Below are 20,394 nucleotides of genomic sequence, written 5' to 3' on the forward strand. Positions count from 1 at the left end.
AATTCATATTCGACTTTTCTTGAAATAACACAAAACCTCCCGAAACTGAGCGTATAATACGCTCAGTTTTTCTTTGTTTTTTTATCTATGAAAGCCACTCCCTATATTCTTTCAGCTATTTTACTTCTACTCGCATGGCTTCTCCCAATCCATAAAATGCCATGGACAACTTTTGGTAGTGAAGTGCTGACTTTTCTTGCGGCTCTAGTGTTGCTTTCAACATTTATCAATAAAGACATTAAGATACCCAAGCCACAATTGTTGGCTTTACCTATTTTAGCTATTCCCTTGGTTCAATGGGGATTTGGTGAAATTCTCTATTTTAGTAATGCTTTGTTGTGTGCTGCTTATATCAGCATGTTTTGGTTAATGGTGGTTGTAGGTTATAACTTAGCAGTGGGTGAAAAAGGACAAAGGGAGCAGGTCTTTAAAATATTTTGTCTTGTTGTATTTTTTGGGGCAATTCTTTCGAGTGTTATTGCAATTTGTCAGTGGTTGGGGCTGAGTGATTATTTTAGTTTATTCATGAATCGCTTGCGTGAAAATCGGGTATATGCAAACTTTGCACAACCAAACAACCTAGCCACCTTTATCTGCATGGGATTATTTGCTTGTTTATATTTCTACGAAAAGAGAATATTGCCAAGTATGATTTTAATTCCAACATCATTTATCTTTCTACTGACGATTGCATTGACCCAATCACGTACAGCATGGGTGGTGTGTATATTTACCCTTGTTTATTTAACGATTAAACAATTTGGTCAAAGCAAACGCTTTAGCTTTGCGAAGTTATTGGCTTGGGTAGGTGTATTTATTGCATTAATTGCCTGCTTACCTATGTTTAACCAGTGGCTTGCATCATTCACCGCGCAAGATATCACTCAAACAGCGACAGTTGTACAAAGAGCATCATCGGGGTATCTGCGTTTAGATATGTGGAATCAGGCTCTGATTGCGATTACACAACAGCCTTGGTTCGGTTATGGCTGGAATCAAACTGGGATGGCGCAAATCGCTGCTTTTGATTTATATCCTTCACATGAGTGGTATAAAACAGCACATAACGTAGTTCTAGATTTACTGATTTGGAATGGCATTCCAATTGGTGCGATGATCATTGTTTATGTGGTGTGTTGGCTGTTTTGGTTGAATCGTGGTGTTAAAGATCCTGTATCCATTGCTGCAAGTTTGATGGTGTGTGCCATTCTGATTCATGCCTTATTGGAATACCCAATTCATTATGCTTATTTCTTGCTACCACTGGGCTTAGTCCTTGGTTTTATTCAGGCACAGTACCCTCATTTGCCTACAATTAAACTTAAGCCAGCGATGACCGTCAGTATTGTGGTAATCGGTTTTGTTCTAATCGGGGTAATTTACCGTGACTATGTCTTATATCGTCAACAAAGTGTTTTTATCAATAAGAAAACAGCGTTGACTGAAGCACAACAGCAAGTGATGAAGCAGGATATTTTCTTACTTACACAGTTTAAAGAACGTGTGTGGTGGATTGGTTTTAATCCATATAGCAAAGTATCTGATCAACAGCTTGAACATATCGGACGAATGGTGGCAAATCTAGCCTCTAAATACGATATTTATAAATATGCGCAAGTTTTAGCATTTAATGGTAAAAAGGCTGAAGCTGAACATCAGTTGTGGATTCTTAAAACATTACATGGTCAAGAAAGTTCTTATCAAGATTTATTAGCTGTTTCAGCAGTAAAATAATTGCAAATTGGTCATAAAAATCCCCAATTTATGGATAATGCTGATTAGTTAGGCCTTTTTAAATCCTCTCCCTTGCGGAGTGTACTCCTCACCTTTGACAAAGGAGGGATAAGCAGCACAGCTACGCAAGGAATCTAAAATTATTTTAAATTCTCAATAGTTCCCCCTCTTTTCCTTGCGCCATATATGGCTCAGGGTTAGGGGAGATTTTAAGATTACAATTGGCTTTGAATGTAATTTTCAATCCCAACACTTTCGCTTAGGTCAAGTTGAGTGGTTGTCCAATCCCAGTATTCTTCTTCTTTTTCAAGAATCTCTTGAACTAAATCACGAGTGACGTAATCTAGATTTTTTTCAGCCAAATCAACAGCTGCTTTAAGTGCTTCAATATTCTCTTTCACTTTACGTACATCGCAGTTTAAAACTTCAACGGTATGCTGACCAATATAAAGTTTTCCAAGATGTTGTAAGTTTGGCAAACCTTCTAAAAATAGAATACGCTCAATAATTTTATCGGCATGCTTCATTTGGCGGATCGATTCTTTATATTCAGCTGAACCGAGTTGTTCAATTCCCCAGTCATTAAACATACGTGAATGTAGGAAATATTGATTGATTGCTGTCAAATGATGATAAAGCACTTGATTAAGTTGGTTTATAACGTCTCGATTGCCTTTCATGGTCAAAGCTCCATTCAGTTGTGTGCCTTAAAAAAACTTAAGGCAATCCATGTTGTTATCTTAATCAACTTTATCAATAGTTTCGAGTGATTTATGGAACAGCAAATGAAAATCGCAATCAAAAACAATCGGTATATTTTTAATAATGTTTAATTTAACCAAAAATAAACCCGCTTTGAGTCGAAGCGGGGGAGGAATATGACCCGAAGATCATGTAAAACTTATTATGATTATTTGAGGGATTTATAAATGTTAAGCAGCAATCGAAATGCGTGCGGCAATTTCTGCCAATTCTTCATTGATAATACTTTTTGCCTCTGGTGCACAGCGCCCACAGCAAGTACCTAAATCTAAAAGGTCGCGAATTTCACGATAGCTTTCTGCACCATTAGCCACAGCATCTTTAATATCTTGATCTGTAATACCACGACACAAACAAACGTACATGAGAGTAAACCACAAAGTTAAATGCGATAACTAGTATTATTGATAATTATTACCATTTGTCAATAAAATTCATTTAAAAAATAATTTATCTTTATTGGGTTTTTGAATAAAAAAATACCACCTGATCGGTAGTATTTTTGATTAATTTTTAAACATATTGAAAATCATAAACTTACTTTATGTTGTTCAAAAGCCTTATTGGCTAATGATGACAATACCATCCATTTCAACCAATGCATTTTTAGGTAAAGCTGCAACACCTAAAGCTGCGCGAGCTGGATAAGGCTGTGCGAAGTATTCACCCATAATTTGGTTAACAAGTTGGAAATGTGAAAGGTCGGTAAGGAAAATGTTGAGTTTAGCGATATCTGCCAAAGAACCACCAGCAGCTTCACAAACGGCTTTGATATTGTCAAAAACACGACGGATTTGTGCTTCAATGCCTTCTACAAGTTCCATGCTGTAAGGATCTAAGCCAATTTGCCCTGAAAGATATAAAGTGTTGTCTACTAAAATAGCTTGTGAATAAGTACCAATAGCAGCAGGGGCATTCTCAGTGTGGATCACTTGGCGGGACATTGATTTCTCCTTGATTTCAACTCATTTCATCATAATGGATGAAGGGGATACTTGAAAGCGACATCGATTAAACTGATGATTAAATTTAATTAACAAGCTTTAGCTTTAATGTTGTCATTGATGACAATCGGCATAGATAAGCGTTCAATGCGAGGGAAGCCAAATTGCATACGCAACTCACGAATGATTTGAGCAATCTGTTTACGATTATTCACCACAATATTGACATAAGTTTTATCTTCATGGGAACGTACGGACTCAACCCCTGTTTTTGCTTTACGACATAGATAAATCAGTTCTGAGATTTGTTCATCGTTCAATACAAGGTCAATGCTTAAATACGCATTAAAGTTAACATCTTCTTCTTGTTCTGATGTCCATTGTAAAGACATGATATTTTCAGGATGTAAGTGTTGTTCATGGATCAGGTTGTGACAACGTGCGCGATGTACAATTAAGCCTCGACGTGATAAATGTCCTTGAATTTGATCACCAAACACAGGATTGCAACAGTGTGCATACTTAACATCAACCCCTTCAGTACCTTGAATTAAGCGTTCAGAAACGGTGTGGTCGCTAGGTTGTGATTGTGCAAATAAATGGTTAGCAACCAATTGTGGTAGTAAGTCACCGACAGCAATTTGTTCAAATAGAGTATCTTTATTCTGAATATGACGCCATTGTAGTAAATCAATCCAATCTGCTTCTGATAAATCTTTTACAGAACGATTAAAGAGTTTGAGTGCACGATTTAAAGCTTGTTGTCCAACTAAACGTTGTTCCTCTAAATCTTGATCTCGCAGAATATTTTGAATCGCGCGACGTGCTTTTTGAGTGTTAATAAAACTGAGCCAATCAGGATTTGGTGTTGCTAAGACATCGGTAATAATTTCGATCACTTGTCCACTAGCCAAAGGTGTAGAAAGTGGCTTGATTTCATTATTAATTTTAGCACCCACAGCATGATTACCTAGAAATAAACTGGCTGAATAGGCAAAATCAACAGCTGTTGCACCTTGAGGAAGTTCATGCAGTTGACCATGCGGGGTATAAACCCAAATTTTTTCTTGATGTAAATAGTCAAGCAAATCATTAAATGTAGTTTTTGCACATTCACCACCAACAAGAATATCTAAATTCTTCATGGATGCCTGAATTGCGGAACGACAAGCTTGAGGTGCATTTTCACCTAAAACTACGCCAAAGCGAGCAGCTTTACGCATAAGCTCGGTTTGAATGGTTAATGATAATGTTGTGCGCTCACCTTTAAGCTTAATCATTAAAGATTGATTACCACCAGGGAGAGGGCGACGAATATGATCTTCATAAGAGAGAACTTGAAAATTTTCACGTAGTGCATCAACAAAACGATCACAGTCAGCGATGCTTTGCAAAATAATTTCAAAAGCGTGGCTATGTGTGAGTTCTTGCAGATCAATTTCATTTTTAACAAAGTGGCGCAGTAACTCAATATTATTATTTTTCTTCTTAATACGACCCAAAATATTATAATTATTTAATAAATCAACAAGATTCTGTTCCCATATCGACTGATATTTGCATCGTTCAGGCTTGGTTTTTAATAAAGATGCTTGCACATCGTTATACATGTCTAGGTCAAGATTTTGATAGCAAAGATGTTCTAAATTATCCGCCATTTCATTCATGCCGACTAGGCGAGCCATTGGAACAAAAATATCAAACGTTTCTTGGGCAATGCGAGCACGCTTGTCTGGGCGTAACGCATCTAGTGTCGTCATATTATGGTAACGATCTGCAAGTTTGATAATGATTACACGGGGGTCTTGTAGCGTTGCTTGTAAGATTTTACGAAATGATGCTGCTTTATTATATTCTTTATCGCTGGAATGGCTGAGTTTGGTGACACCATCAACCAACTCGGCGACGGTTCGACCAAACTTTTCAGTAATATCTTCTTTAGTAAAATCTGTATCTTCAATCACGTCATGTAACAATGCAGCCATCAGTGTTTCAGGATCCATACGCATATGGGCTAAAATACAACTCACGGCAATAGGGTGGAGAATATAAGGTTCACCACTTTTACGGGTAATGCCATCATGCGCAATATCAGCATAATCACAAGCCGCAAGAACCCGTTCGACATCACTCGGTTTTAAGTAAGCGTCGATAATCACATTGAGCTGCTGCTTGGCTTGGCTGACCTCTTGGCCTGGCATAAAACACCTATCATTAATTGCGAATTTGAACTGTTTTTCCCAATCCTTTAATGAAAAGCATATTGAGTCACTTGTCAATTTCTAGAAATAAAAAATATCTATTTTTTTTAACAAATATTTAGGATTTTGTCGATGCGTTGGCAAAATTATTTACGATAAATTTGCAATAAAAAAGCCTAGTATAAAAACTAGGCTTTTTAAGAAAATTTAACTTATTGGAAAGAAAAACCTTCAAGATTGAGATTGTTTGCAGAAAGTGCAAGGTCAAGACTAGAGGTTTGATAATCTTGATCACGTTGCTTCAAGATATCTTTAGTCACATGACCAATCGCAATTTCACGTAATGCAACAACAGTTGGTTTGTCATTGTCCCACTCAACAGTAGGTTCGATCCCTTGACGTGCCAATTGACGCGCGCGTTTGCTTGCCACTAGTACAAGCTCAAAGCGGTTGTCTACATGGTCTAAACAATCTTCAACGGTTACGCGTGCCATAAGAATTCTCGTTTGAATACAAATTTTTTAAATAGACTGTGAAGTATAAAATGCTTTCACGATAGACTCAAGTTTTAATCGACAGCTAACTTAAGATTGTGAAGATTGAGGTGTGATTAATTTTTCAATCAATACTTGATGACGATTTGCCTGTTGCTGGATTTTTAAGCGATTGGCGTTAATCACAGACTCTAGATCATGCAAAGCTTTATTAAAATCATCATTGATAATAATGTATTCAAAATTAACATATTGCTGCATGTCAGCAACGGCACAGCTTAAACGATGTTCAATCACTTCGACAGAATCTGTACCGCGGTTAGACAAACGCTGACGTAAGTCAAACTGTGTAGGAGGGAGAATAAAAATTTGTTTAGATTCAGGAAAAATCTTACGAACTTGTTCCGCACCTTGCCAATCAATTTCTAAAAGTACATCATGACCTTTTGCCAATTGCTCTTTGACTGTGGTTTGAGCAGTACCGTAATAATTACCAAAAACTTCAGCATATTCAATAAAACCACCTTGATTGACTTGATCAAGAAAGTTTTCTTTTGAAGTAAAATGATAATGAACACCGTCGAGTTCGCCAGGTCGTTGACCACGAGTCGTATGAGAAACTGAAACATGCAAATTACTGACACGTTCAAGTAGCGCTTTAACGAGAGATGTTTTGCCTGTTCCCGATGCCGCAGAAACGACAAACAATAGACCCGACATGATATTTTTCCTGATATGATAAAATATCTTCTCTATTTTAGAGTAGACGGCACACAAACAAAACAGTTTTTAACGGTTTTTATGATTTGTTTGTGTGGTATCGGCTAAATTTATCCAAGCATATAAGTGAGTATTGAGGGTTCTATGGAAATTGTATTGGCCAATCCACGTGGATTTTGTGCAGGTGTAGATCGTGCAATTGCCATCGTCAATCGTGCACTTGAATGTTTTAATCCACCTATTTATGTCCGCCATGAAGTGGTACATAACAAATTTGTGGTGGATGATTTACGTCAGCGTGGTGCGATTTTTGTCGATGAACTCGACGAAGTGCCTGATGATAATATTGTTATTTTTAGTGCACATGGCGTTTCAAAAGCAGTTCAACAAGAAGCAGAGCGTCGTGGCTTAAAAGTTTTTGATGCAACATGTCCTTTAGTGACCAAAGTTCATATCGAAGTAACCAAATATGCGCGAGAGGGAACGGAAGCAATTCTAATCGGACATGAAGGCCACCCAGAAGTCGAAGGAACAATGGGTCAATATGATAAAAAAAGTGGCGGTGAAATTTATTTAGTTGAAGATGAAGAAGATGTTGCTTCTTTAACGGTGAATCATCCAGAAAAAGTTGCTTTTGTAACACAAACTACACTTTCTATCGATGATACAGCGAAAGTGATTGATGCTTTGCGCGCAAAATTTCCGCATATTCAGGGACCTCGTAAAGATGATATTTGTTATGCAACACAAAATCGTCAAGATGCAGTTCGTGATTTGGCTGAACAATGTGATGTGGTTTTAGTTGTAGGTTCTCCCAATTCGTCTAACTCAAACCGTTTGCGTGAACTCGCTGAGCGTATGGGGAAACATGCATACCTCGTAGATAATGCGGATGAGCTTCAACAAGAGTGGTTTAAAACGACAGATAAAATTGGGGTGACAGCGGGTGCATCTGCTCCTGAAATTCTGATTAAACAAGTCATTCAGCGCCTACAAGATTGGGGAGCAACAGCACCACATGAGTTAAATGGGCGTGAAGAAAACATTACATTTAGCTTACCGAAAGAGTTGCGTATACAAGTAACGCAAGCTTAAATTTAATCTAATTTTATTAAACAGATAACTGAATTTTTCAGTTATCTGTTTTTTTATGCCATTTATCCAACTTGTATTGGTTTTGTAGTGAATTGGTCTATGATTTTAAATAGGGTAAAGTTTTGTTGTTAGGGAGTTGCAATGCGAAATAATCGAGGATTCACCTTAATTGAGTTGTTAGTAACAATAACTGTTTTAGGTGTGATTGTTGCGTTTGCTACACCATCATTAACAACAAGTATGCAAAGAATTCAATTGAATAATGATAGTCGAGATCTAGTTGACACAATGAATGGTTTACGCACAGAAGCAATATTACAGCAAAAAGAAAAAATATTTGCTTTGGATTCATCTGTAACACCAGCAGATAAAGTTTGGGTGCCTACAGATAATGTGATTTGGGGGGAAGGAAAGCCTCAAGGTAATAAATTGACATTTAATATGATGGGACGATTGAAGGAGTCTAGTCAGTGTTTTATTTTTTTACATAACAAAAATAGGTCTCTGAAAGCTGTAGTTATAGTTAGAAAAAGTGGAATGATTATTTTTAATAAGGCATCTAGTGCATGCCCGACAGACTTAGGTGAGGAGTAGAGATATGGAGGGAAGAAAAACTCAAAAAGGTGTAGGGATGGTTGAAGTTCTTGTTGCCTTGGTTCTGTTGGCTATAGCTGTTTTAGGTTTTTCATTTTTACAAATTAGAGCGATTTCTGCGAGTCTAGAAGCTAGTCGTAATGTACAAGCAATGAATATCGCACGAGATCTATCTGAAAGAATCAGAGTGAACAGAAATGGGCTTAAATATTATACGTTAATAGAGTCTCCAGCTACTTGTGATTCTATAGTTTGTACTTCGCAGCAAATGGCCGAGTATGATTATAACCAAGTCAATACTAAAGCATCTAATTTAGGTATGGCGCTTGATATTCTTGACTGCCAAGGATCAGTACTTAAAAGAAAGTGTATTTATGTAGCTTGGGAAGGAACGAAACCAACAAATGGAACTTCAAGCTCGGATTGTACCAATGGTACGGCTTATGCTCCAAACGCGAAATGTTTAATCGTAGAGGTCTATAATTATGAATAAGAAACAATACGGTTTTACATTGATTGAACTGATGGTAGGGCTCGTTTTAGGCTTACTTATTGTAGCTGCGGGTTTATCTGTCTTTATTGCTGGACAACGTTCTTTAAATCTACAAAGTGGAATGGGGGAGTTGCAAGAGAATGCAAACTTTGGCTTAAGCATTTTAGCACATGATTTAAGGCAGACGAATTTAAATACCTCTTCATCGCAAATTGTGAATAATAAAGCTTCTGGTTCAGGAATTATTTTTACTACAGATAATCTACCGTTAAGTTTGGCGGGAGCTAATGCAGATAATTTTACTAAACAAAATAATAATAATTCAGCCACAAGTGTAAAAAGTGATCAACTGACGATTCAATATATACCCCAATATTTAGAAGTCACCCGTCAAGATGATTGTACAGAAGATCCAGCAGACTCTAACTGTAAAAAAGATAGCAGCGGAAACTTTAAAAAAGATACAAAATATTATGTTGTGGATAATGTAGATTGTGAAGGTGGGAAAATTGACTTCAAGGAAAAAAGAGTAATCGTTCAGCGTTACTTTTTAAAAGAAGATTCATTTCAAATTCCAGGACAGCCAAAGGCTTATGGTTTGTACTGTGATGCAGGTAATTATATAAGTGGTGATGCTGAAATCGTAGGAATAGGGAAAAATGCACAACAACTTATGCAACGAATTGATGCTTTTAATTTGAAATTAGGAGTGCGTAAACCAGATGGGAAATCCATGCGCTACGCAACCATTAATGAATACTTAAATACTTTGATGCCAGTAACTGTTACAGATTCTGATGAGTATTACAATGTGATGTCGGTTGAAGTAGGAGTATTAGCCCGTTCTACTACACCCTTAAATTCTGAATCTTTGATTGATAATAATAAGCCATATAAATTGGTAGGAAATAATCTGATTTTAAATACTGAACAAAAAGATGGCAGTAAATTTTTAAGAGAAGAGTTTAGTCAAGTTGTTGCGTTTAGAAATACATTGGGGGTGACAGAATGAACCATCAAAAAGGTACAACACTGGTTGTAGTGCTGGTTATTTTAGTCCTTATCACTTTTTTAGGAACGATTGCTATTAGGTCTAGTCTTGTTGGTTTGAAAGTTTCGACCAATAGCCAAGTACGTGCATTGTTACTAGAAAACTCTAATTCTGCTTTATTTAATATTGAAGACCCTAAACAAATTACTCGCCAACTTGCAAGAGATGGAATGTTTAGTTATTTCAGCGCTGCGGATAACTCAGATGATGAACTTATATTTTGTTATAAGGCAAAAGAAACTAAGTTTTTTACACTGAATAATGCAAGTGTTATTAGTTTGGATGGTAGTACTACTAAATTAGGTGTATCTGGTTTTTGTAAAGTTGGACAGTTTGCAACAGGGCGTTCTGCTGTGCAATCACAAATTTATGTGAAAAAGAATAAAGATACTTCAACACCTTTAAGTGCCTTGCCTGTTGGTACAAGTGCTGGTCAAAGTAATGTGCCGCAAGCAATGTATAACATTAGTGTTACTGTGATTTCAATATTACCAAGTTTTGCAGGTGCATCTGATAGTGATATTGAAGGATGTTTTAAAAAGACAAGTATTAAAAAAGATACAAATACACAAACAGTGACTGAGTGTTTTGAAGGTTTAGGGATTCCATCGAATACACAGTATGCAGACTATATTGTAGGCGGGTCGCCTAAGTTAAAGTCTTAACAGATACCATTGGATTGAGGGTTAAACAAATGCAAATATTTAATCAAAAAGTACTTTCTGCAACGGTGTCAATGTTAATGACATGGTCTTTGTGTCAAGTTGCAACAACGTATGCAAGTGATATTGACATTTATAAGTTACCAGATCAAACAAAACTGTCGATTATGATGATGTTGGATACATCAGGAAGTATGGATCAAGTTTATATGGGGGATAATAGTGCATGTGATTTACCTGCTAATACATCACCTTTAGCTCGGATTTCAAATGTCCCTCATCCTGAGGGTCGCGGTTATACAAGAAATTATTGTCAAGTTGGTGGAACTAAAAGATATTATTATTATTATTACAATAGTAGATGGTATGAATGTAATGGAATAACTAATACACCAAGTACTAGTCGTTGTACTCGAATTTATACAACTCCGGATACCAGTAATTATATTAGTGAGAGTAATAATACTCGTTTTTTTTCCTATGATGGCGGAACACCATATTATGATCGTATTAGTCGTTTAAAAGATGCATTGTATGAGTTAGCTGTTTCTAATTCAATTCCACCTAAAACTAAAATAGGTATAGGTAATTATTCGTATAATGGAGAAGGTGCTAAGGGTTATATTCGCATTGCAGCGAATGAATGGGGTGAGGCAAATACAGCGCAAACCTCTGGAAGTCAGCGAAATAAATTACTGACTTTAATAAAAAGCCCTGGTTTTGCTGGTGATGGTGGCACACCAACTGCAACAGCTTATGCTGAAGCGGCAGCGGCATTATTAGGGACAACAACTGGTGGAGGGGTGTATAGTGGCATTGGCCAAGCAGAAGATAGTTCAACAGAGGTTTTTGGAGGTGTACGTTATTATAAACGCCCTGTGGATGATACTGAACCTAAGTGTTCGGGGAAGGGGATTTATGTATTAACAGATGGATTACCCAATGCTGAAAGTGGTGCTACAGCAACAATGATTACCGCACTAACAAAAAGGGGGGCTAGTACATCTACATCTGGGTATTCTACATCTTATGGTACTTTTATTGATAAAACATCTGGTGGTTGGTCACAAATAGGTTATTTCGCACGGTCATTGAATGATGGAAGTCAGCTCCAGAATCTTTTTAATAGCACTAGAAATAATGATCAACATCAGGTGAAAACGGCTGTAGTAGGGTTTGGTAATGTGTTTGATGTATCTGATCCAAATGGAAACATTCGGAAAAATATAGCAGACCCCAAAAACGGTAAAATTCGTACATATTATAATTGTAGTTTGTTAACTGGACCAGATCAAAAAAATGCCTGTTATTGGGGAAATAAGACTAAATTTTCTGATGGCACATTGGTTCCAGGTATAGGAAACACCGCAACAAACCCTAATAGTTATGGAGAAGGTGGGTTCTATTCAGCTAAATCGACAGATGATGTAATTAAAAGTTTTGTAAACTTCGTTGAAGATGTAACACCTAAATTTGAACCTGTTGCAACAGGTTCACCGACAATTCCAATTGATCAACTTAATCCTGTTCAAGTACAGCCCTATGGGTATTATGCTCAGTTTACGCCGAAACCACAGGATAATTATCAATTGTGGTTAGGAAACTTTAATAAATATTATACCCAAGAAGGAGAGCTAAAAGGACTCAATAGTATAGCTTTGATTAAAGGAAACGGGGAGCTAAATCCTTCAGCAATAGGTATTTGGGGTGAAGATGGAATGAAAGGGAAGATTCCATTGGGTACGAGCAATACTACTTCAAATGCATTAAGAAATGTGTTTACCAATCGAAAAATTGATAATTTAAATCAAGCACAAGAGGATAATGGATTACATACTGTTGATTTGAATGCTTTATTTGGTACAAATTCAACTGATGCAAAATTATTAAATGATCCAAAGAAAAATTATTGGTTAAATATTTTGGGATATGCTGTTGCCAAAGATGCTACTGGATTGACGGCTACTAATTTACCTACGGTTGAAAATAGGCAAATTGGTGCAGTAATGCATTCAACCCCAATACTGCTAACACAGTCAGGTAAAGTCGATGTTCTTTCTAATGGTACTGTGACTTCTTCAGATCGGGATGATTATCTGTTGTTTGGTAGTACGCAAGGAATATTGCATGTTGTCAAAGCAGGCAAACCTGATCTTGATTCTGACCCTGATGCTGGAAAAGAAGTTTTTGCTTTTGTTCCACATGAAATAATGGAGAAACAGTCATTAGGCTTTTTGTCAGAAGGTAATACGAATGAAGGACGCGCAAATCTTTATTATGGAATAGATGGTGCGTGGACTGTATTTAGTCAATATGTTTCAAATAGTGATGGTAGCTTAACGATAAAAGATTCAGATCGTACTGATTTGCAGACTAAGAAGGGGATGCAATTGGTTTTTGGTGGGATGCGTATGGGAGGGCGTAGCTACTATGCTTTAGATTTACAAAATATCAAAGAACCAAAGTTAAAGTTCCATATTAATCCACAAGATACGGTAACAAATGCAGATGCAACCACAACAGTAAAAGCAACACTTACTAATAGTTCTGGTACTAAAACTGTTGAAGCATTGAGTTTCATGGGGCAAAGTTGGTCTAAACCAACGGTAACTTATATTAACTGGGGAGGTCAGCGCAAGTTAGTCATGTTCGTTGGTGGAGGATATGATACAGGATATGAAAATACTGCATACGATCAAAGTAACAAAAAAGGTGCAGGTGTTTATATGTTTGATGCCAACGATGGTGAGTTATTATGGTGGGCAAGTGCAAATAGTTCAGCAGATAAAGTCGCATATACTGCAAATGTAAACTTAAAATATAGTGTAGTAAGTCAAATTAATGCGGTAGATCGCGATAATGATGGTTTATCTGATACTTTATATTTTGGTGATTTGGGTGGTCAAGCATTTCGTATAGACTTAAATAATAAAACTACATCAACAGATGCATTTGCTACACGTGTCGTGCGTTTGTATAACGGTCACTTGGCTTCAGGTAAGAGTCCAAGATTTTATGAAATGCCTAGTTTTTCTGCACAAGATAAAGGTGTTGACGGCTTATATGGTGTCTTGGCATTAAGTTCTGGTAATCGTAGTTCACCTTTAGCAGGTAAATTTACTAGTACTAATAATGTGACAACAACAACGACCAGTGCAAAGGATGGAGTGTTTGTTATTTTTGATCATGATATAGCACGTACAGATTTATACTCTATAGAAGATACATCACTGAGAATTAAAGAAATTACTAACTTACCTGTTTTAGATTTGAACGTTGGGGTGGCTGATGCTACTGTAAATGGTACAACTAAAACTTATAATAGTGGTTGGGTATATTATTACCCGACAAGTTCATATGGTGATGGGCATATCAAAGGAATGAATGAATTGTATGCCTTAGATAGTATGTTATATGTCAATACCTATGACAAAGATGGGGTGGGGATTGCGAAAGATTGTGGTTCAGGTGTAATTGGTGATTCATATTTATACCAATTCTGCTTACCTTCAGGAAAGTGTAAATTCTATTCAAGTGAGACCACTGAACCAAATCGAGTTAAGTTGGGTGGTGGTATTTTGGGGACTGGTTTAGGGCAAGCTTATAGTGGTGGTGGCATGGGGTTGATTGTCAAACGTGAAGGTGGAAAGGATTGTACAAAAGTAGAAAACAAAAACTTACCAGAATGTCAGTTGTTTGATGCTAAGTCTAAGTTACAACACTTACGTTGGTATGAATCTCGATAGGAGCTACCTATGAAGTATATAAAAGGATTTACGCTTATTGAGTTGATGGTCGCTATAGTTATTCTTGCAATTCTATCCGCGATAGCTGTTCCAATGTACCAAAAATATTTGCTTCGTAATGATTTGGCTATAGCGAAGCAAGTATCGTTAAATATTGCGAATGAATTAGAGAGGTTTAAGTCTAAAAACTATAGTTATAAGGGGTTTAATCCTAACTATATTTATACAAGCTATGATCCAAATACAGGTGTGCTCTTACTGCCAGTAGGATCATCGGGTTCAAATGCTAAATATATATTGACTCTTGTAGACTTAACTTCAAAAAAACCTTTAACAGTTAAAAGTAGTGGTGGGATTGAAACAGCAGATTCTAAGCAAGTAAGAGGTTTGAATTGGGCGATTAAGGTTGAACGAGTAAAAGTTAGTTCTGATGCGAATGCGCAACCTAAAGAACCTCAAAATTATGATTTGCTTCTTAAAAGTGATGGCGTGCGTTGTATGACAACTTCAAATAATGCTGTGAAAGATTTTGTTTCTTGTGGTAATACTACGGATGTGGAAAGATGGTAAAAAAAAATAAAGGATGGACTTTAATTGAGCTTTTAATTGTATTAGTTATTATTTCGATTCTTGCTGCTTTTGCTGTGACTTCTTATCAAAATTATGTGATAAGAACGAAAAGAACAGAAGTGCAAGCAGAGATGATGAGAGTAGCACAACAGTTGCAAAGCTTTTTAGCAGTGAACCATAGTTATCAAAATGCAACTATAGATAAATTTGGGTTGTCTTTAGTTGGAACAAGTGCTCCCTTTCCTTCTTTAAATAATAAATCATATGATTTAACACTAGTAATTGGGAGTGATAACCAGACATGGACATTAACTGCAACACCAGCGGGATCACAGTTGGGGAATGGTTCTGTTATTTTAAATAGTTTAAGTCAAAAATGCTGGACCAAAGGCACTACATGCACCCCAACAGCTACCTCAAACTGGGATGGCAAATAAAACAAATTTAAAAATGTGGATAAATAAATTTTGATCTTTCTTTCGCTGTAAAGATAACGTAAAATACTGCCCTCTATGAAAGGGGTTTGAAATGTGCCGATGGTCGGTACAGGGATAATCCGTAAAAACTATAAGGTTCTATCATGGTTGTAATTCGTCTAGCACGCGGTGGTGCTAAAAAACGTCCGTTCTATCAAGTAATCGTAACTGATAGCCGTAATGCACGTGACGGTCGTTTCATCGAACGTATTGGTTTCTTTAACCCTACAGCTCAAGGTAAAGCAGAAAAACTTCGTTTAGATGCTGACCGTTTTGCTCATTGGATCGCTCAAGGCGCTCAACCGTCTGAACGCTTTGCTTCTTTAGCTGCTCAAGCTAAGAAAGCTGCTGCTACTGCATAATTAAATATTTAATTAGGCAGTAAGCCCATGACACCAGCACAGAATGTGCCCGAAGATCGTATTCAGATTGGACAGCTACGTTCAGCATATGGATTAAATGGGTGGCTCTGGGTCTATTCCAATACAGAACCCATGAGCAATATTTTTGACTATCTGCCTTGGTATATAGAAACCAAAGCAGGTTGGCAAATTGTAGATGTAAAACGTTGGAAACCGCATGGCAAAGGCTTGGTTGTTTCGTTGAAAGGTGTGAGTGATCGTACCGCAGCGGATAATTTGGTGGGTGCAAATGTTTGGATTTCAAAATCGCAACTGCCTCAAGCAGGTGTGGACGAGTATTACTGGTCGGATTTAAAAGGTTTAACAGTGTTAGGCCTAGATGATGAAGAACAGGAAGTGAATCTCGGTAAAATCCACGAATTGTTTGAAACAGGAGCTAATGATGTAATGGTGGTTCGCGCAACCCCAGAAAGCATTGATGGCGAAGAGCGAATGATCCCATGGCATAAAGATGTGGTACAACGTGTTGATCTCGAAGCTGGTCGTATCTACGTGAATTGGGGCGTGGATTATTAATCCTTTAAGGATGAACGCAGCAGGAAAATAGAGGAGTCTGCGATGTTTTTTGCAGTCATTACGCTTTTTCCTGAAATGTTTGAAGCGATCACAGCCTACGGAATTAGCGGGCGCGCAGCAAAACGTGAGCTTATACAAGTCCATTGTATCAACCCACGAGAGTTTGCAGAGGGTAACTACAAAAGAGTGGATGAACGTCCATTTGGTGGTGGTCCTGGTATGGTGATGATGGCTGAGCCTTTGGCAAAAGCAATTCACCGTGCTAAAGAGCTTGCAAAGCAAGCAGGTGCAGTTCATGTTCCTGTGGTGTACATGTCACCCCAAGGAAAGACCTTAAACGAAACTGCAGTACAGCAATTTGTTGAATATGATGGATTAATTGTATTGTGTGGACGTTATGAAGGGGTTGATGAGCGTTTGATCCAAAAATATATTGATCAAGAATGGTCAATAGGTGATTACGTATTGTCAGGTGGAGAGTTACCTGCGATGGTTTTATTGGACAGTATTATTCGACGTTTGCCGAATACAATGTCTGATGAACAATCCGCAATACAAGACTCATTTGTAGATGGTCTTTTAGATTGTCCACAATATACCAAGCCAGATCATTTTGAAGGTTTGGATGTACCTGAAATCTTAAAATCAGGACATCATTCAAATATTGAGAAATGGCGGTTTTTGCAGCGTTATCAACGAACTTTAGAACGCCGACCTGAATTGGTTGAAAAAGTTGAGTTGACGAAGCAGCAGAAAAAATGGCTCAAAGATTTATAAGGAAAATAACTCCAGGTTAATTTCCAAATCCAACACTTGAACGGTTGTGTTGAAGTGTTGTTTATTAGGCTCTTTATGTCTTGAAGCGGTCAAGCATAAAGGGAAAGTCAATCGGGTCTATGCGCTTTAGCCTCTATACCCAGTGGACATCAGACCTCTTCTGACCCACACATATTGGAGATACCCCATGAGTGGTAAGCATCCTTTAGTTCAAGCTGTTGAAAATGCACAGTTAAAACAAGACATTCCTGCTTTTGCACCAGGTGATACAGTTATCGTTCAGGTAAAAGTAAAAGAGGGTGATCGTGAACGTCTTCAAGCATTTGAAGGTGTTGTAATCGCGAAGAAAAACCGCGGTTTAAACTCTGCTTTCACTGTTCGTAAAATTTCTAGCGGTGTTGGTGTTGAACGTGTTTTCCAAACACATTCACCAGTTGTTGCTAAAATCGAAGTGAAACGTCGTGGTGACGTTCGTCGTGCTAAACTTTATTACCTACGTGAATTGTCAGGTAAAGCTGCACGTATTCGTGAAAAGTTACCAGCTCGTAAACAAGGTTAATTTAAACTTTGTTTTACAGCAAAAAATGCGCCGATTGGCGCATTTTTTTATTTCTAATAAAATTATAAACCCTGTAATTTAAGGCGATTAGCGTGCTGACGATAGAGTGCTACTGGATCGGGAGCAAAGGTATCACGTAATCCTAAAACTAAATTTGTTTCATCTAGATGAGTTAATTTGTAGTCATCTCGAATGACTTTACCAAAGTGCGTACTACAGCGCGGAACCACGCCATCATTGTCTAAATTACCATAAGCAATTGGGGCGAGTGTTGAAACACCCAGATCGATGACATCTAACAGATTGGTGACTTGAGAAGTACCCGTCCAAGAATAATAATATCTGCCTTGATGTGAATATGCACCGCTTTGATTGCATGAATCCGCGAGAGCCGGTGTTGGGTAAGTCGCATTAAAAATTGCTGAACCCGCTTCACTGACAGATACCAGTCCTCGATGCATGTTTACGGTTGTGTATGGATTATGTGATGCCCATGTTAATATTGGCCCCACTAAATGATCTACAATAAGGCTAGATATTGGACTGGAAACAGGATTTTCTAGCGTCATATCTCCAATTTTTGATCCTCGAAATGTTGCGCCGACACCTGTTAAAGAGGCAACGTATTCAGGTTTAATTGCTTCAACATAACGGATTGTTGATCCAGCATGGCTATGTCCAATCAGGTTGACTTTGGTTTTTCCTGTAATGGCCATGATCTCTTCAACTTGTCCAATCAGTTGTTCTCCTCGAATTTCAGAGGATTCAATAGGTGAAACTTGTGTGGCAAATGCAGTTGCGCCATGGCGGGCTAAATCGGGTAAAATTTGATAAAAATAGTCCATACCAAATGAGTCAAAGCCTAAGCGTTCGAAGCCAAACATGCCATGTACAAATGCAATCGGATATTGAGTTTTGGCATAGTCAGAAATGATATTGGATGAAGTGGCTTGCTGCGGTATATTCGCTGCAAATACCGTGTGTGTTATCGTACTTAGTCCTATAACACTGATGAAAAGTAGTCCTTTTTCCATAGATATTCTCACATTATTTATTTTAATTGAACAATAGGCTTCTTGCTTAAGTCGAGTTGTGATGAGCATTTATGATAATGGGAATTCTCTCCTTGAAAAGAACGAGCATGATTGCACACAAGGGGAGAAGGGACTCTCAATATTCATTTTCAATCATTTTGACTTTTGCAAGACATCTAATAAAGGCTTTGCATTGTTTGAGATTAAACAGCGTATTCGTTTTGAATTTTTTCATTCCTATTGATTGAATTACATCAAAAGTCTACTTCTGCAAGCGCTCTTATTTTTTATTGTCAAAAATATCGTATAGAAATACTAAATAAAAATCTAAATAGAGTGGATGAGTGGTTGGTATTTGATCGGATTTTTGAAGAGCCAAATATTGCGGAATACAATATTTGGCTTTGATGGTTTATAAAGAGTCTTATAGACCTTGGAGTTTTAATCGATTTGCATGTTGACGGTAAACAGAAACGGGGTCTGTAGAAAATAAGCCTCGAATACCTAACACTTGGTTGACTTCATCAAGATGATTCCAATCATAATCATCACGAATGACTTTACCAAAACGAGTATTGCAGCGTGGAACTAAGCCATCATTGTTTAAACTACCATAAGAAATTGGGCCTAAAACAGCAATGGCACTATCAACAACGTCTAGGACATTCGTCACTTGTGATGTTCCTGTCCATGAATAGTAATAAACACCATTTCGAGATGTTGCGCCATTTTGAGAACAAGTACTGGCAAGGGCAGGAGTTGGATAGCGTTGATTAAAAGCACTTGAACCTTGTTCACTAATAGAGGTCAGTGAAGCATTCAAATTGCTTTTCAGTCCTGTATTCCCTTGAGAAAAGGCAATAATAGGACCAATGATATAGTTGGTTGCAATACTTAGAAATTGAGCTCCTCCTCTATTGGCTAATAGATCATCTGCAACTTTTGAGCCCCTGAATGTTGCACCAACACCTGTCAAAGATGCGACATACTGAGGTCTTACGATTTCTATATAACGGATTGTAGGTCCGCCGTGGCTATGACCAATTAAATTGACTTTCTCTTTACCTGTTAAAGCCCTAACATCTTCAACTTGTGCAAGTAATTGTTCTCCCCGAACTTCCGTAGACTCCAATGGTGAAATTTGAGCAGCAAAGACTGTTGAACCATTACGCGCTAGATCAGGTAAAATTTGATACCAATAATCTAACCCAAATGCAGCGACACCTAAGCGACTAAATCCAAACATCCCATGTGTAAATAAAATGGGGTATTTGGTTTTTGCATAATCAGATTGAACTGATGCAGTAACTTGCTGTACTCCAGAAGCAGCATGTGCAGAACCGATGCTGATTGCCCCGCAGAGTGCAGAAATAGAACAAAGAAGTGTATATTTCTTGTTTTTGAACATTTATATTTCATCCTGAAAAAATGTTGAGTTTTGATAAATCCGTTTAGGGTATGCGTTATCCCTAATCAGAGAATGGTAGTTTTCCTCCTTCGTCATGAACTTTTTCAAAGGTTTGAAGCCGTATGTAATCTTGTTG

General features: G+C 37.5%; 21 protein-coding genes. 13 read left to right on the forward strand and 8 right to left on the reverse strand.

Annotation, left to right across the window (positions count from 1 at the left end; genetic code table 11):
- Nucleotides 1-87 precede the first annotated feature (87 nt).
- Entirely contained in the window at nt 88-1,734 is a 1,647-nt protein-coding gene (locus D7V20_RS09010) for a PglL family O-oligosaccharyltransferase (RefSeq protein WP_120383962.1), read from the forward strand.
- Between the two features lie 215 nt (nt 1,735-1,949).
- On the opposite strand, the gene bfr is transcribed toward D7V20_RS09010, so the two are convergent.
- The 6 genes from bfr to gmk all read right to left on the reverse strand — a co-directional run bounded on the left by bfr (nt 1,950) and on the right by gmk (nt 6,855).
- Entirely contained in the window at nt 1,950-2,414 is a 465-nt protein-coding gene (gene bfr / locus D7V20_RS09015; RefSeq protein ID WP_120383963.1) for a heteropolymeric bacterioferritin subunit Bfr, read from the reverse strand.
- 252 nt (nt 2,415-2,666) lie between these two features.
- Nucleotides 2,667-2,861 (reverse strand): bacterioferritin-associated ferredoxin, encoded by a 195-nt coding sequence (locus tag D7V20_RS09020; RefSeq protein ID WP_089605897.1) that lies wholly within the window; start codon nt 2,859-2,861, stop codon nt 2,667-2,669.
- Between the two features lie 195 nt (nt 2,862-3,056).
- Complete coding sequence (locus D7V20_RS09025; protein ID WP_120383964.1) at nt 3,057-3,440, reverse strand: RidA family protein; 384 nt, start codon at nt 3,438-3,440, stop codon at nt 3,057-3,059.
- Nucleotides 3,441-3,529: 89 nt separating this feature from the next.
- A complete protein-coding gene (locus D7V20_RS09030) occupies nt 3,530-5,641 on the reverse strand; it encodes a RelA/SpoT family protein (protein WP_120383965.1) in 2,112 nt (703 codons plus the stop codon).
- Nucleotides 5,642-5,853: 212 nt separating this feature from the next.
- Nucleotides 5,854-6,135: a DNA-directed RNA polymerase subunit omega gene (gene rpoZ, locus D7V20_RS09035; protein ID WP_004718302.1), complete on the reverse strand. Its 282-nt coding sequence runs from the start codon at nt 6,133-6,135 to the stop codon at nt 5,854-5,856.
- A 90-nt stretch (nt 6,136-6,225) separates the two neighbouring features.
- Nucleotides 6,226-6,855, reverse strand: a complete 630-nt coding sequence (gmk, locus tag D7V20_RS09040; protein WP_120383966.1) for a guanylate kinase — start codon at nt 6,853-6,855, stop codon at nt 6,226-6,228.
- Nucleotides 6,856-6,999: 144 nt separating this feature from the next.
- On the opposite strand from gmk, the gene ispH reads away from it, so the two are divergent.
- The 12 genes from ispH to rplS all read left to right on the forward strand — a co-directional run bounded on the left by ispH (nt 7,000) and on the right by rplS (nt 17,816).
- Nucleotides 7,000-7,950, forward strand: coding sequence for a 4-hydroxy-3-methylbut-2-enyl diphosphate reductase (ispH, locus tag D7V20_RS09045; protein WP_120383967.1), 951 nt, complete (start codon nt 7,000-7,002; stop codon nt 7,948-7,950).
- A 141-nt stretch (nt 7,951-8,091) separates the two neighbouring features.
- Entirely contained in the window at nt 8,092-8,544 is a 453-nt protein-coding gene (locus D7V20_RS09050) for a pilus assembly FimT family protein (protein WP_120383968.1), read from the forward strand.
- Between the two features lie 4 nt (nt 8,545-8,548).
- Nucleotides 8,549-9,037, forward strand: a complete 489-nt coding sequence (pilV, locus tag D7V20_RS09055) for a type IV pilus modification protein PilV (protein ID WP_120383969.1) — start codon at nt 8,549-8,551, stop codon at nt 9,035-9,037.
- Complete coding sequence (locus tag D7V20_RS09060) at nt 9,030-10,049, forward strand: PilW family protein (RefSeq protein ID WP_120383970.1); 1,020 nt, start codon at nt 9,030-9,032, stop codon at nt 10,047-10,049. The genes pilV and D7V20_RS09060 overlap by 8 nt, the downstream gene beginning before the upstream one ends.
- Nucleotides 10,046-10,753, forward strand: coding sequence for a pilus assembly protein PilX (locus D7V20_RS09065; protein WP_120383971.1), 708 nt, complete (start codon nt 10,046-10,048; stop codon nt 10,751-10,753). Before D7V20_RS09060 ends, D7V20_RS09065 begins: the two co-directional genes overlap by 4 nt.
- A 29-nt stretch (nt 10,754-10,782) precedes the next feature.
- Nucleotides 10,783-14,496, forward strand: a complete 3,714-nt coding sequence (locus tag D7V20_RS09070) for a PilC/PilY family type IV pilus protein (protein ID WP_120383972.1) — start codon at nt 10,783-10,785, stop codon at nt 14,494-14,496.
- 9 nt (nt 14,497-14,505) lie between these two features.
- A complete protein-coding gene (locus tag D7V20_RS09075) occupies nt 14,506-15,066 on the forward strand; it encodes a type IV pilin protein (protein WP_120383973.1) in 561 nt (186 codons plus the stop codon).
- Complete coding sequence (locus D7V20_RS09080) at nt 15,060-15,503, forward strand: type IV pilin protein (protein WP_120383974.1); 444 nt, start codon at nt 15,060-15,062, stop codon at nt 15,501-15,503. Before D7V20_RS09075 ends, D7V20_RS09080 begins: the two co-directional genes overlap by 7 nt.
- Before the next feature lie 143 nt (nt 15,504-15,646).
- Complete coding sequence (gene rpsP, locus D7V20_RS09085; RefSeq protein ID WP_120383975.1) at nt 15,647-15,904, forward strand: 30S ribosomal protein S16; 258 nt, start codon at nt 15,647-15,649, stop codon at nt 15,902-15,904.
- 27 nt (nt 15,905-15,931) lie between these two features.
- On the forward strand, nt 15,932-16,480 hold the full coding sequence (gene rimM / locus D7V20_RS09090; RefSeq protein WP_120383976.1) for a ribosome maturation factor RimM: 549 nt from the start codon (nt 15,932-15,934) through the stop codon (nt 16,478-16,480).
- A gap of 42 nt (nt 16,481-16,522) precedes the next feature.
- Nucleotides 16,523-17,257: a tRNA (guanosine(37)-N1)-methyltransferase TrmD gene (gene trmD, locus D7V20_RS09095; RefSeq protein WP_120383977.1), complete on the forward strand. Its 735-nt coding sequence runs from the start codon at nt 16,523-16,525 to the stop codon at nt 17,255-17,257.
- A gap of 187 nt (nt 17,258-17,444) precedes the next feature.
- Nucleotides 17,445-17,816: a 50S ribosomal protein L19 gene (gene rplS / locus D7V20_RS09100; protein WP_010113417.1), complete on the forward strand. Its 372-nt coding sequence runs from the start codon at nt 17,445-17,447 to the stop codon at nt 17,814-17,816.
- 62 nt (nt 17,817-17,878) lie between these two features.
- Here the strand turns inward: rplS and D7V20_RS09105 are convergent, their stop codons facing one another.
- Both D7V20_RS09105 and D7V20_RS09110 read right to left on the reverse strand, forming a co-directional pair.
- The gene (locus D7V20_RS09105; protein ID WP_120383978.1) at nt 17,879-18,850 is read right to left on the reverse strand and encodes an esterase/lipase family protein; all 972 of its coding nucleotides are present in this window, start codon (nt 18,848-18,850) and stop codon (nt 17,879-17,881) included.
- 424 nt (nt 18,851-19,274) lie between these two features.
- Entirely contained in the window at nt 19,275-20,258 is a 984-nt protein-coding gene (locus D7V20_RS09110; RefSeq protein WP_171407793.1) for an esterase/lipase family protein, read from the reverse strand.
- Nucleotides 20,259-20,394: the final 136 nt, after the last annotated feature.

The sequence above is a fragment of the Acinetobacter rongchengensis genome (genome assembly GCF_003611475.1).
GTDB lineage: Bacteria > Pseudomonadota > Gammaproteobacteria > Pseudomonadales > Moraxellaceae > Acinetobacter > Acinetobacter rongchengensis.